General features: G+C 62.7%; 16 protein-coding genes and 1 tRNA gene. 6 read left to right on the top strand and 11 right to left on the bottom strand.

Going from position 1 to position 11,507, the window contains the following annotated elements; translation table 11 throughout:
- Nucleotides 1–400 precede the first annotated feature (400 nt).
- From BGN98_RS08740 to BGN98_RS08715, 6 genes are all read left to right on the top strand, one after another.
- Nucleotides 401–982: a hypothetical protein gene (locus tag BGN98_RS08740; protein ID WP_288120889.1), complete on the top strand. Its 582-nt coding sequence runs from the start codon at nt 401–403 to the stop codon at nt 980–982.
- Nucleotides 982–1,722, top strand: coding sequence for a hypothetical protein (locus tag BGN98_RS08735; RefSeq protein WP_288120888.1), 741 nt, complete (start codon nt 982–984; stop codon nt 1,720–1,722). The genes BGN98_RS08740 and BGN98_RS08735 overlap by 1 nt, the downstream gene beginning before the upstream one ends.
- Nucleotides 1,719–2,177, top strand: coding sequence for a hypothetical protein (locus BGN98_RS08730; protein WP_288120886.1), 459 nt, complete (start codon nt 1,719–1,721; stop codon nt 2,175–2,177). The genes BGN98_RS08735 and BGN98_RS08730 overlap by 4 nt, the downstream gene beginning before the upstream one ends.
- Nucleotides 2,177–2,509: a hypothetical protein gene (locus tag BGN98_RS08725; protein WP_288120884.1), complete on the top strand. Its 333-nt coding sequence runs from the start codon at nt 2,177–2,179 to the stop codon at nt 2,507–2,509. The genes BGN98_RS08730 and BGN98_RS08725 overlap by 1 nt, the downstream gene beginning before the upstream one ends.
- Before the next feature lie 44 nt (nt 2,510–2,553).
- Nucleotides 2,554–3,831, top strand: a complete 1,278-nt coding sequence (locus BGN98_RS08720) for a hypothetical protein (RefSeq protein WP_288120882.1) — start codon at nt 2,554–2,556, stop codon at nt 3,829–3,831.
- Between the two features lie 148 nt (nt 3,832–3,979).
- Nucleotides 3,980–4,186: a hypothetical protein gene (locus BGN98_RS08715; protein ID WP_288120880.1), complete on the top strand. Its 207-nt coding sequence runs from the start codon at nt 3,980–3,982 to the stop codon at nt 4,184–4,186.
- Nucleotides 4,187–4,449: 263 nt separating this feature from the next.
- Here BGN98_RS08715 and BGN98_RS08710 read toward each other — a convergent pair whose 3' ends face one another.
- From BGN98_RS08710 to BGN98_RS08660, 11 genes are all read right to left on the bottom strand, one after another.
- A complete protein-coding gene (locus BGN98_RS08710; RefSeq protein WP_288120879.1) occupies nt 4,450–4,887 on the bottom strand; it encodes a hypothetical protein in 438 nt (145 codons plus the stop codon).
- Nucleotides 4,884–5,525 (bottom strand): hypothetical protein, encoded by a 642-nt coding sequence (locus BGN98_RS08705; protein ID WP_288120877.1) that lies wholly within the window; start codon nt 5,523–5,525, stop codon nt 4,884–4,886. Before BGN98_RS08705 ends, BGN98_RS08710 begins: the two co-directional genes overlap by 4 nt.
- Nucleotides 5,522–5,824, bottom strand: a complete 303-nt coding sequence (locus BGN98_RS08700; protein ID WP_288120876.1) for a hypothetical protein — start codon at nt 5,822–5,824, stop codon at nt 5,522–5,524. Before BGN98_RS08700 ends, BGN98_RS08705 begins: the two co-directional genes overlap by 4 nt.
- A 44-nt stretch (nt 5,825–5,868) precedes the next feature.
- Nucleotides 5,869–6,252, bottom strand: a complete 384-nt coding sequence (locus tag BGN98_RS08695; RefSeq protein WP_288120875.1) for a hypothetical protein — start codon at nt 6,250–6,252, stop codon at nt 5,869–5,871.
- Nucleotides 6,249–8,756 carry a bifunctional DNA primase/polymerase gene (locus BGN98_RS08690; RefSeq protein WP_288120873.1) on the bottom strand — a complete coding sequence of 836 codons (2,508 nt, stop codon included), beginning with the start codon at nt 8,754–8,756 and terminating at the stop codon, nt 6,249–6,251. Before BGN98_RS08690 ends, BGN98_RS08695 begins: the two co-directional genes overlap by 4 nt.
- A 39-nt stretch (nt 8,757–8,795) precedes the next feature.
- Nucleotides 8,796–8,868: transfer RNA gene (locus tag BGN98_RS08685), tRNA-Asn, on the bottom strand.
- Between the two features lie 34 nt (nt 8,869–8,902).
- A complete protein-coding gene (locus BGN98_RS08680) occupies nt 8,903–9,523 on the bottom strand; it encodes a hypothetical protein (protein ID WP_288120871.1) in 621 nt (206 codons plus the stop codon).
- 41 nt (nt 9,524–9,564) lie between these two features.
- Nucleotides 9,565–10,287, bottom strand: a complete 723-nt coding sequence (locus BGN98_RS08675; RefSeq protein WP_288120870.1) for a hypothetical protein — start codon at nt 10,285–10,287, stop codon at nt 9,565–9,567.
- Nucleotides 10,284–10,520, bottom strand: coding sequence for a hypothetical protein (locus tag BGN98_RS08670; RefSeq protein ID WP_288120869.1), 237 nt, complete (start codon nt 10,518–10,520; stop codon nt 10,284–10,286). Before BGN98_RS08670 ends, BGN98_RS08675 begins: the two co-directional genes overlap by 4 nt.
- 172 nt (nt 10,521–10,692) lie before the next feature.
- Nucleotides 10,693–10,977, bottom strand: coding sequence for a hypothetical protein (locus tag BGN98_RS08665; protein WP_288120868.1), 285 nt, complete (start codon nt 10,975–10,977; stop codon nt 10,693–10,695).
- Nucleotides 10,977–11,315, bottom strand: a complete 339-nt coding sequence (locus tag BGN98_RS08660; protein WP_288120867.1) for a hypothetical protein — start codon at nt 11,313–11,315, stop codon at nt 10,977–10,979. Before BGN98_RS08660 ends, BGN98_RS08665 begins: the two co-directional genes overlap by 1 nt.
- Nucleotides 11,316–11,507 lie beyond the last annotated feature (192 nt).

The raw sequence follows: 11,507 nt of genomic DNA, 5'->3' as shown, positions 1-11,507 counted from the left end.
CTGTGAGCTTCTTTACGAGCGCTGATGCCAGTGCCAGCACCGTTGGCGCTGGCACGATGAACCTATGGGGATCTACGGGCGTTGCCATCGACGGAGTCGCAGTGAGCGAAGATCTGGGGGCGCGGGGCTACATTCTCGTCTCCGCGGCTTCAAATGCTGGCGCTTCCGCCAACAACAGGTTCATCATTCCCATCACCGCGCGATTCCTAGTGGTCCTACCGGCAGGAGCGCACACCCTCCGGGGCCTCGTTTACGGACGCACATCAACGTACTCTGGCACCGGATCCGGATTCGGTTCGATTGATCTCAGAGAGCCAGCTCTGTTTGCAGACGTGCTCCAACTCGCATAGCCGCATCCATGACTCGGGATTAGTGGACTAATCGCGAATAAACTGGAGGCATGCCTACCCCGCTGTATGGACTCCCGCTTTACGGAGACGACGATACGGCGGAGCTGGATGTACTCCTCAACGGCCAGTCGACGGCAATCGAGACGGCGCTCTCTACCCAGTTCGTTGACCGAAATGGCATGTCGGTACCCAACTTCGCCTCCCTCCCCACAGGCGGGAATTGGCAGGGTCGGCTTCTCACGACCCGCGACATGGGCTTCGTGTATGTCTGGGCTGGATCCTGGCTTCAGGTTGGTGGGGGTTCTTGGCTTACGGCCTCAACCAGCATCTCGGCCGGGTCTGGGGCGATCAATTCTGGGAACGCCGCGCACAAATACAAGTACGTCGAGGGCGCGGTCGTTGACTCTGTCACGGTGACCATCTCCAATGCTGGAACAGGTGGCGGCGGCCTATCTGTGGAAATGCCATTCACCGTAGCGGGAACCTGGATGGGGGTGGGCCGCAGCGAGATTGATGGGTCTCAGTTGCAAGTTCGCGTTCAGGGATCGTCCGCAACAGTTTTCAAATACAACAACAACACCCCCATCGCAAATGGAACGCTCTTCTTCACTGTAACGTGCGGACTGAGCTGATGGGTATCGCTGAGGCATACGACCCCGATACCCGGTGGGGTCGCGCGTTCGGTGTGGTGGACCGGGAGAACTACTCCCCGCCGCTTTATCAGCATCGCGGGCAGGACATCCGCAAGCTCGAGCCTGGCGGCCGGTACTCCGTCGCCACAGACGTTCTCTCCCTGTCTGTCGGCGTGGTGTCGCATCAGTTCACGGCGAGAGCGACGGGCCGTGAGGTCGTGGTCGACACTGGACGTGGTCGTGGGCGCTACGAGATCCACTGTCACAGCGCCTACTTTCCTGGCGTTGGTACGCGGCTCGACGCGGGCAGCACGGTCACCCGCAACGCGACCGCCGGGGAGAGCCCAGGGACCGGCTGGGACGCCCCACACGATCACTTCGTGATCTCCGACTACCCGGACGCCGCGCACACACCGTCACGGCCCGTCTATGATCCACGACCTTTCATCCTGTCGGCCCTCGCGGGCGCGGCCGGGGACACGGCAAGACCTTTCACTCCCGAGGAGGACGACATGTACGAGCAGTCAGATCGTGACCGCGACAACGCTATGGCCGCGAAGGTGGATGAGATCCGAACGATTCTCTACAACGCGGGCCTCGGCGAAATCCGGGAGAACGCGGCGGCGGCCAAGGAAGGCCGTGACCGGATAACTGAGGTCCGCGACATCCTCTACAACGCGGGCCTCGGTGAGATCCGGGAGAATGTTGCGGCGCTCGCCAAGAGAAGCACAGGCGCATGATTCGCCGCCTCTGGGCGGCATCCATCTGGCATCCAGACGCAATCCCGCTCGATGAATGGAAGTACCGCAACCTCAAGCGCGTACTGCTGCCGATCGTCGACGTGTTCCTGATCTGGTGTGGCATCTGGGCGGGTATCCAGGGGATCCCTGCAATCGACGTCTTCTTCGTTGACTGGGTGAGCGACTCCTTCTCGTACCTCTTCGCCGCCGCCGCCGTCCTTGCTCTCATCGGGGTGGCATTCCCCCGCCTGTGGTGGGTCGAAGCTGGCGCAAATATCGTCCTCAGCGGACTTCTCGCTTCATACCTCGGAGCGCTCATGCTGCTCACTCTTCCCTCCATCGGCTCTCGCGGCTTTGTATCTGGGCTCGCCGGCGTCGCTCTGGGTGTCGTCATCTGGCGCCTTTCCCTGCTCGGCGGCGAATGGGCGGAGCGGCGCAGTGAAGGAGATGAGTAATGGAGCCGTGGGGCTCAATCATCGTCGGCGGACTCGGCCTCACCGGAGTCATTACATCATCCGCCCTGCTCTTCTTGCGTGGCCGCGGTGATTCCAAGCAGAAGCTCAACGAGTACATCGACCAGCGCGTCGAGGCTCAGTTGAAGGGCGCGCTTACCGAGCTGGATGGCGCCAAGACCAAGCTCGGTGCTGCAGCTCGCGTACTGCTTGCGATCTCCCGCCAGACGCCCGCGGGATTCTACCCCCGCCTCAGCCCTGAAGACGTCGCAATCCTCGAAGACACGCTCCCGCCGCAGTGGGTGGGAGAGCCGGGCTCTGTGAGCCCCGATTGAGTGCCCCCGGGCCTCAACATCACGACCACTACTAAGGAGATCCGATGCCGAACTCTCGCTCACCCCTTCGCGATGATCCCGCGTTCATCGAGGACTGTCTGAACCTTCGCAAATCCGTCGTGATGGAGAAGTGGGGAGTCTCCTCGGGCCTTGTCGTCAACGTGAAGCGAGACAATGGCGGCAAGCTCGATATGGCACGGACGAAGGGGGCGCTGCCGGAAGCCGGCGAGTCCGATCAGATCTCCGATGGGCCGGATGGACGTCGATTCGACTTTGTCCGAAACCGGCCTGTCACACTTGAGGATGCGCGCCGCCTCATCCGCTCGAGCGGCGACGACCCCGACCTTTACCACATCTCGATCCGCACGATCGCCTATGGCGGCGACAAATCATCCAACAAGATTTCAGCCTGGCCTAAGCAGGGTCTTGCGCTAGCCGAGGCTGCGCCTCTCTCTCACCTCTATGCCGAAGCCGCGAAGATGCGGGAGCAGAGCCGCAAGACGGCCGCCCCGGTCGACCCCAGCCGCGCGACAATTGTCGCGGTCGCTGATCTCCAACTTGGCAAGGTTGGGCGCCGTGGCGGCACGCCGGAGACACTCGCTCGCATTGAGAGCAAGCTCGAGAAGCTGGCAATCGACTTCGCTGAGCGCGCGCCCTCGCACATCCTGATCGCGGACCTTGGAGATGGGATCGAGGGTTTCGAGTCGGGCGGCAATCCCATGTTCACCAACGACCTGAGCTTGCCCGACCAGATCGATGCCTACTCGACCGAGATCTTCAAGTTTGTCCGCCTCGCGAGCGCCTTCGCACCTTCGATCTCCGTCGCCGTCGTCCCCTCCAACCACTCGGCGTGGAGGCGCGCCAAGCAGACGCTCGGTCGACCCAGCGACGACTTCGGCATCCTCGTGCACAAGCAGGTCAAAAAAGTCGCCGACGCAGCTGGGATCAACGCATCGTGGCACTCTCCGATCGACTTCGACGAATCCGTGCGCGTTGATGTGCTCGGTGTCCCGATTGGGCTCGTGCATGGCAATCAGTTCGGTCCCGGACAGGCGGTCTCTTGGTGGGAGAAGCAGGCTTTTGGTTCACAGGCCATCACTCACTGCGATGTTCTCCTGCATGGGCACTACCACTGCTTCTCGGCGAATACCGCAGGCACAAACCCAGCGACAGGACGCGAACGCATCGGGATCGGCGCGCCGACGCTGGATAACGGATCGGACTGGTTCCGCCAGGTTTCCGGACGCGACTCTGAGCCGGGACTTCTCATCTTCGATGTCACACCAGATGGCTTCGATCTCGGATCGCTGAAGATCCTGTGAAACTCACACTCGGCATCGCCATCGGCGCCCTGATCGGTGCGTACCTGGCGCGCAGTCAGTATGTCGCGCTCGCATTCCGCCTACTGACCGAGCCCGTAGCCCCACGCATTTAGCGGACTAAAATGGGGTGGAGTCGAAAGGATTACCCATGGAAGACGAGATCATCCCCGCGGGCTGGCGCAAACCGCTGTACCGCATCTACGCACTTCTCGGACTCGCACTCGGTGCCACGCAGGTCGGGTTCGCGTCGGCGGATGCGGGACAGCCCATCTGGCTGACCGTCTCGCTCGCCGTCTTCGCGTTCGTCGGAACCGGCTTCGGTTTCGTGGCGCAGCGGAACACGCCGAGCGTCTAGCCCCGTCAGATCCAGGCGAAGGGATGGTGTAGAGCTATCTCGAAGTGAGCCCCGGTCGCTTATGTCTTCGGACTATAAGCCCGGGGCTCATGGGCTTTCCGCTGTGAAGCCGATCGGCCACGCGCGCTCATGGCTCGATGCCGACTCGACGACGGCTGACTGCTCGGCATCCTCGGGAAGCTCATGCCGATGTTCCTGGCGCCACTGTTGCAGGCGCCGATGGCTCAGCGTCACGAAGAGCGCATTGCAACTACAGCGTTCGATCACTGCTCCTCCTTCCTGTCCGGCCAGTACCTCTTGATCGTTGGAACATGGCGCCTGACCTTCATCAGCGCCAGCGCGTGCCTCGCGCTGTCTGTCGCGTGCGGCATCCCGCGAAACGACAGACCCGCGCGCTTCATGAAGACGTCGTCTGCGTGCACCTTCATTGTGTTTGGCTGGCCGATCCAGTGCGGCCAAATCACAGACAGCGCGCCCTCGATCCGCAGGGGTGTCACGTCGGGCTTCACCGTGCGGCCGTCCAGGCGGAAAGTCTCCGCAACGACTTCCTCCGGGTGCATACCGGCAGACCAGGCGATGAAGCCGTCGAGGCCACCAGAGATCTGACCCTTGTGGATCAGGGTGAGCGGTGTGATGGCCGTGTACTCCCAGAGCGAGTAACCGGTAGTGCCACCCGGATCGAGCGCGAGAAGGGTGGTCATCCGATCCACTCCCCCCTCTGTTCCGCGACCTTCGCCGCTTTGGCCAACTTCTGTTTCTGATCTGCGGGCAGCGGCGCAAAGTCCAGCAGCCATTCCTTGAGCCCGAGCGGGGGCGCGATGCCCTCCTCGATCTCGATTTGATTCGGCTCACGTCCCTTCGTGAACCCAACGCGGATCTCGCGGCCATCCAGCGGGTCGTAGGTTTCCGCGATCTGGAAGCCGTTCTTGTCATTCCAGGTTGCGAACATCGCCAGGCCGATGCGCCCATTCGCATCTCTCTTCACGGCACCGATAGCCGTCACCTCAAGGAAGTAGTCCGGGTAACGGATGGCGCCTGCCTGGTATTGAACCTTGGCGCCCTCGTCTGATGAGGATGCGTAGCGAACCGGCGGCATATGTACAACGCGCTTCTGTGCGCGCACATCCCACTTGTTCGCAAGCAAACGCTTCACGACCTGCGCTGGCGTGCTCCGACCCGGGAGCTTCGCGAGCTGCTCGGCGCTCAACTCGTATGCAGGCTCAACGATCTCCGGCTGCTCGATGTCCGCCTCGGCTACCGGCTCCAGTGACGCACGCTGGGCCTGTTGGTAGTCGTGGAAATAGGTTCGCCAGTCGCGCCCATCCGGGTGCACACTCATTGGAAACCAACCTTGGGCGTATATTCCTCAACGCCTACGAATGTCACATCGCAGCCCAGCCATTGGCCCAGCAGGTCGGCTTCGCTGTGCGTCTTGCCGCCTGCCAGCCAGAACTCGAGAGCCTTACCCACGCGAGCGGGATCATCCGCACCATCCGGCCGCACGTAGACGTAGTCAGTGAGGTAGTCCGGGTGCTCGCCCATCGCCAGAACGGGCGCCGGCGAGCCCTGTACGGCGTCCTGCGGCACGACGATCTGATCCGTGGCCAACTGCGCCTTCGCCTCGCGCAGGACGGCCACGCGCTCTTCGGAGGCCGATGGGTAGACGGGTAGTGGTCGGTACGTCATGCCGCCTCCTCCTTTGGCTTGCGAGCTGCCCATCTCTTTAGCGTCGTCTCGGGAACATTCGTGAGCCTCGAGGCAACCGTGGCGGTTGTTCCACCTTCGAGGATCCTGCGCGCAGCGTCCGGTGCCATCTCGCCGCGAGCCCTCGCCTGCGACAAGGCCATCAGATCGGGCAGCGTCTCTGGGTTGAGCCTGCCGCCGGTGCGGTCGGTCTTCTTCGAGTTCTCGGCCGCTTTCCACCACTGCACGCCGGTGATCGCCGAGATCTGCCTGGCGGATAACACGCCCCACTCTGCCAGCGCGATAGCCGCATCGAGGCGGCCCTGCTCGTCCAAGTACTCTCGGCGCTCCCATGTATAGTGCGCCTGCTCGAGTGCGGTCATTGCCTTCCTCCCCTGATCAACGAAACAACTTGTTGGCCCTGCTGCGACCTGAGATCGAGCAACTCCGCCCTTCCCTGCGCGGTCAGCTCGTCGAGAATCTGCTTGACGTCTCTCGACCTACCGGCATACTCCGGGTTGCGGTGGATCTCCGTGAGCGGCATCCGTCCACCGTTCTTCTCGATGAGCCTGACGAGCCTGTTCGCCCGGCGGGCCATCGGCGACTCATCGGTGGCTTCAACGAGCGTCACGATGTTCGAGGCCCATTCCTCTGCCTGTTCCAGCGCGAGGAGATAGTCATCCATTTGGATGCACCTTCTGTTGTTGGTGATCGCGACAAGCGCAGCGCACTTCAGGATCGTCTCCTGGAGGCGGCCGAATGTCGGATCCAGGCGGTCCTCGTAAGGGCCGGATGCGGCGATGCGCTCGAGAGTCTCGAGAGTCTCGACGTGCCGATCAGCTACCTCATCGGTCATGTCGATCCAGGCGAACTTCTCGCCGGGCTCCACATCCAGCGTCGTGCGCAGGGTGGCATTGAATCGGGCCACCCACTGTTGATACCAGGCGGCCAAATCGACTGCGGAGGCGTCGGCGCCCTTGCGTTTGATGTTCGGGCGCTTCTGCTCACGTGTGAGCTGCTTGCGCTCACCGAATGCCCATACGAAGCGGTTGATGAAGCCCGTCTCCCAGTCCTTCGGATCGATCGCATCCGTGATCTGGTGCTGGATCCCCGAGAGGATCGCGTTCAACCTGGCCTGGGCGTGCTTGCCGGAGTTGTCCTTCGTCGCGCGCAGTGTGGCTTTCACGTCGCCGAGGTAGACGTCGGTGATGAACTGAGACATTCCGGCGAACGGGCCCTTGATATCCTTCCAGGCCAGGAGGATCGCATCCGCCTCGTCCGGGTGGAAGTAGGTGGGCAGGCCGTCGAGCGCGATGAGGGCGTCGGTGAGGCCAGCCTTCGTGGCGTCGCCACCGATGTCGGGGTTGTAGACCTCTTCCCAGAAGAGCTTGCTGATCTCAGTCACCGGCTTCGTCGCGCGGGACTTGCCGACCTTCGAGCCGCCGACAACGACACCGTAGAAGTTCAGGATGATGTCGGCACCGTCAACCATCGGGATGATCGCTCGGTGTGAGAAGCACAGGCTGAGGATCACCCAGCGGTTCAGGCGGTAGATCTGCTCCGAGATCACGTCACGGTTTGCCTTGCGCATGACATCCATGAACTCGTCGCCCCACCAGCTCAGATTGACGACACGCGCCGCCTCCGCATCGGTCAGCAGCTTGATGCTGCGCGTCGGGAGAAGGTCGGGAACGGCTTGGACGGGAGCAGCGGGCTCCACATCGGCGAGGTACGCGCCCTCTTCGAGCACGGGGCTTCCTGCCACCTCGAGAGCGAGCTTCCACACCGCGTCGAGCGCCTCGCCGTCCGACTGCGTTGAGCGGATCCCGTTCGCGTGCTTGGCCGCCGGCGAATGCCAGGCGAGCGTAGCCGCCTCAAGCGCAGTCAGCGAGGAATCGTAGGCGAGCGTCATGATGCGCCCGAGGCGGTCACGCAGCGCGGGCGCCGTAGTGACGGCAGGCAACGTCGTCCAGATGTCGATGAAGCCCGGCGTCGTCACACGGGTTGCGATCGAGACCTGATCCTGGGCGAGGATGTCGATGGGTTTGTCGGGGAAGTCTCCGAACTTGCGGATCGCTCCAGCCAGGCCCGCGTCCCAGTCGTCGCGGTAGACGGGGGTGTCGTACTCGCCGCGAAGCCACTCGCGCTTCAGGATCTCCAGAGCCTCAACCGCCCCCGTTTCGCCATTCGCCGCGAGCGCGACAATCGACGCCTGGAACGAGATCAACTCGCTGTGCCCGAAGTCGCTATCGCGCGGGATGGAGTTGACCACATCTGCCATCGACCACGACGGCGAGCCTTCCGGCGCGCGTTGTAACCATTCACCCACCGTGCCCGAATAGGGGCTTTCAGTGGGCTCGGCCGCCGGCGTCAGTAGCCATGCGGGCGGCTCGCCGAATGCATCGCGAGTTGCCGGAATCTCGTTGCCCCACCAGATGAAGTAGGAGGATCCACCCCGGCGGTCGACATCCTCGAGCTTGAGCCCATCGGGGGTTACGTGCCCCTTCGTTCCCGACAGGCGAACATCGCTAGGTGCCGCGTAGACATAGTGGTCACCGCCACGATTGGTCTGATAGTGCGCGGTTTCGGGCAGGTCGTCCAGACCGTTCTCAATGAGCGTGTTCCAGCCGTCGTGCCCATCGCCCATATCAATGTCTGCTGTCACCAAGCCAGAGCGGCCCGCATTGACGCCCACGAGCGCATCAGGCCAGCGCGACCACCACTGCTCGATCTGTCGCGCATCCGTTGTCGCTTCGAGGTGGCCTGAGCGCGTGTACGGCGTCTTCATCTCGAAGATGCGACCATCGGCACGCTCGGGCTTTTCCCGGACAGGGAAGACAGCGACGCCGATAGCCGCAAGGGCCTTGGCTTTCATCTTCGGCGTCAAGCCTTTCACCCTTTCCGATTAGTGGACTGATTGGATTTGCTGGCTAGGCAGGACTCGAACCTGCGACCTTGGAGTTAACGGCCCCCCGCTCTGCCATCTGAGCTACTAGCCATTGTGCGCGTTGACCAGTCGCGCCCCTGGTCGGGTCAGAAGCCCTTGCCGGCGCCGACGGCCGCCTGCTGGAGGCGGAGCTGCGCGATCGCCACGGGATCAGCCCCGTCCACGACGGTGGCGATCTTGGCGTCGTCCAGGCCGAGAGCGATGAGCTGTGCGGCCTGTGCCTTCTGCGCATCGTTCAGCGCGGCGGGGAAGGCGTCGGGAGCCTTGGCCTCTGCGCCGCCGCCGAGCAGGGCGTCGACGGGCGAGCCCTTGACGATCTCGTACTTGAAGAGCTTCGGCGCGAAGCCCTTCTGCGGCTTGGGTCCGTCACCGATGTACGTCGCCGTGAAGGTGTCGCCGACCGCCGGCGCGCCCTTGGCGAGACGGCTTGCCTCGCGCAGTGCCTTGATCTTCTCGCCCCACGCGTTGATGTAGATAGCGCGCACGCCATCGTCATCCTCGTCGAGGCGCTCGGTCGTCTGGATGTTGATGACGGCCTGCTTCTTCGGGTTGCCATCGTCCCAGAACTCGGGCTTGCCAGTGTCGAAGTTGGTCGCCTGACGGGTCTCCGCGCTCGTCACGATGCCCGTGTACGAGTCGCCGATCTTCTCGAACTTGGCCGTCTTGCCGCCGCCCGCGAGGAGGGCGTCGAGGGTGTCATTGCTCATTTCTGATCTCCTTGATCTCTCGTTCTTCCTTGGTTCACCCTCTAGACGCCGAGCAGCGCTTCGAGGGAGTCTGTGTTCCCGGCCGTTTCGGACCAGTCGGGATACTTCTTGCAGTTGAAGCAATCGGGGTCACGCGGCAAGCCGCTGATCCAGTCGTCGCGCTCTTCGATTGTCGAGAAGGCGCGGATGTCGGCGACGATGCTCTCGGCGCGGTCAAGCGCTTCAAGCGCAATAAGGGGCTGGAAATCCTCTTCCCACCAGTAGCCCTGGCGAAGCGTCATGGCGTTGCGGGGCATGTACCAAACGGCAACGCGATGCACCTCACGGCCAGCGCGGAGATGCCCCAATCCGTAGCTGTGCCCCTGGGTGCGGTACTGCGGGCTCGGGCCACGCTTAGCTTTGCGCAGGGTCGTGGCGCCGACGATCTTGAAATCGACCGATGTCCCGGTGGGGATGTGGAAGAGGTCTGCCGTTCCGGGAAGATCACGACCCGCAAGCTTGCCAACGGAAACGCGAGTCTCCGTAAGCCAGTCGGGCAGGGGCTCGAAGACGCGCTCGAGCTGCGCGTGCATGGCGGTGCCAATGTACGGCAGCCACGCCGCCTCGGGCTGCTGTTCCCATCCAGCCAATTTCGCCGCGACACAATGCAGGCACGCAGATCCGATCTCTGAGGGACCTATGTGCTCCTGGAGGTTTCGCGGCTGCTGCATCATGGCCTGCTCGACAATGTCGATGGCGAGATCGTAGACGGGATACTTGCTCACGGGTTCCGAGCCTCTCGGGCTCGTGCTCGGCGCAACTGCTCTGGTGTTGCATGGCCGCCCTTGATGCACCGCTCATCGAATGCGCGCTCTTCGTAGGCGGTGCGAACCATGTAGTCAATCTCTTCTGGAATGAAGCCGTGTGCAAGCATGCGAGCGCCAATGCCGAGGGCTCGCACCGCATCGTCAGGGCGTAGACCGAGCTGCTCGGCGACTTGTTCGAGTTTGACGGTCATCCTGGCTGCTCTCCTGAGATGCAAAGCGGGTTGATGCAGTCCCACCACGAAAGCGTTGTGGTCGCCGGGACCATGAGGGCGCGGCACGCGGGGCAAAGAACGCCGTACTCGAGGGCCTCTTCGAGGAGGGTATCCCGGCCGATCGGCGCGATCGAGAGCGGAGCATTGATGGTCATGGCTTCAGCTCCCCCTTCTCGTGATCCCAGTAGCAGCCGGGTTCGCGGTATTTGTTCAGCTCAGGGTCATCCGGCCATGTGCACAGCGGGCCCGGCTCGTGCTTGACAAGGTCCGGTCGGCAATCCTCGACCCAGTGCCGCTTGCCGTTGAACTCGTAGTCGTCATGCGTCAAGTCCTGCCCACAGAAGTGGCAGCGGTGATCGGCGTAGTTGCAGCGGTCACAGATCTCGTAGTACGGCAGGCCGGAATCCGGCTCGATGTCGCCTGAACGGATGGGCATCAAGACACCTTCACGCTCGGGCTTGTCTCGACTTCATACTTCTTCAGCTCAATCGGCGAGAAGTGCTCCCGAACTGCGGGGACGTTGATGACCGGCTTGAAAAGATGAGGGTACTGCGTGACCGGAAAGCGCTCCTCGAGGCGCTTGGTGTCCAGGCGGCGCGACGTGGAGATGCTGACTGTCCAGTCGCCAGCCTCCGTCTTGCCCATTGGGGTGTTCTCGATGATCTGCGCGATGAGGGCTGCTTCCTCGGACTTGAGATCCTCGATGCGACCCCGGACGGTCGCGAGCCGTGCTGCGGCTTCTGCCCTGTTGAACGTTGTGGTGGCAGTGGTCATTGCCTTCTCCTCTCCTTGGCTCCCTGGTTGGTGGTGGTTACCACCGTACCAGGATTAGTGGACTAATTCTGTAGTTGGGGTGCGGTGCACGAAGCACCCCAAGATGTAGTGGTCGAAGACGGGGACACCGCTGTCCCCTACGCCCTCCTTCTGCGCTTGTACCCCATCTGCGTGCTCCTCCTTACGATTAGT

This window comes from Microbacterium sp. 69-7, assembly GCF_001897985.1.
In the GTDB taxonomy this organism is placed as follows: domain Bacteria; phylum Actinomycetota; class Actinomycetes; order Actinomycetales; family Microbacteriaceae; genus Microbacterium; species Microbacterium laevaniformans.
Note: the sequence above shows the minus strand (reverse complement) of the source record. Positions and strands in the feature narration are given on the sequence as shown.

Excerpts from the sequence above, each read along its gene's own strand:
- BGN98_RS08710 (WP_288120879.1), bottom strand. The coding sequence starts at position 4,887 with ATGACCACCCTTCTCGCGCTCGATCCGGGTGGCACTACCGGTTACTCG.
- BGN98_RS08680 (WP_288120871.1), bottom strand. The coding sequence starts at position 9,523 with ATGAGCAATGACACCCTCGACGCCCTCCTCGCGGGCGGCGGCAAGACG.
- BGN98_RS08740 (WP_288120889.1), top strand. The coding sequence starts at position 401 with ATGCCTACCCCGCTGTATGGACTCCCGCTTTACGGAGACGACGATACG.
- BGN98_RS08665 (WP_288120868.1), bottom strand. The coding sequence starts at position 10,977 with ATGCCCATCCGTTCAGGCGACATCGAGCCGGATTCCGGCCTGCCGTAC.
- BGN98_RS08735 (WP_288120888.1), top strand. The coding sequence starts at position 982 with ATGGGTATCGCTGAGGCATACGACCCCGATACCCGGTGGGGTCGCGCG.
- BGN98_RS08720 (WP_288120882.1), top strand. The coding sequence starts at position 2,554 with ATGCCGAACTCTCGCTCACCCCTTCGCGATGATCCCGCGTTCATCGAG.
- BGN98_RS08730 (WP_288120886.1), top strand. The coding sequence starts at position 1,719 with ATGATTCGCCGCCTCTGGGCGGCATCCATCTGGCATCCAGACGCAATC.
- BGN98_RS08670 (WP_288120869.1), bottom strand. The coding sequence starts at position 10,520 with ATGACCGTCAAACTCGAACAAGTCGCCGAGCAGCTCGGTCTACGCCCT.
- BGN98_RS08705 (WP_288120877.1), bottom strand. The coding sequence starts at position 5,525 with ATGAGTGTGCACCCGGATGGGCGCGACTGGCGAACCTATTTCCACGAC.
- BGN98_RS08660 (WP_288120867.1), bottom strand. The coding sequence starts at position 11,315 with ATGACCACTGCCACCACAACGTTCAACAGGGCAGAAGCCGCAGCACGG.
- BGN98_RS08715 (WP_288120880.1), top strand. The coding sequence starts at position 3,980 with ATGGAAGACGAGATCATCCCCGCGGGCTGGCGCAAACCGCTGTACCGC.
- BGN98_RS08695 (WP_288120875.1), bottom strand. The coding sequence starts at position 6,252 with ATGACCGCACTCGAGCAGGCGCACTATACATGGGAGCGCCGAGAGTAC.
- BGN98_RS08725 (WP_288120884.1), top strand. The coding sequence starts at position 2,177 with ATGGAGCCGTGGGGCTCAATCATCGTCGGCGGACTCGGCCTCACCGGA.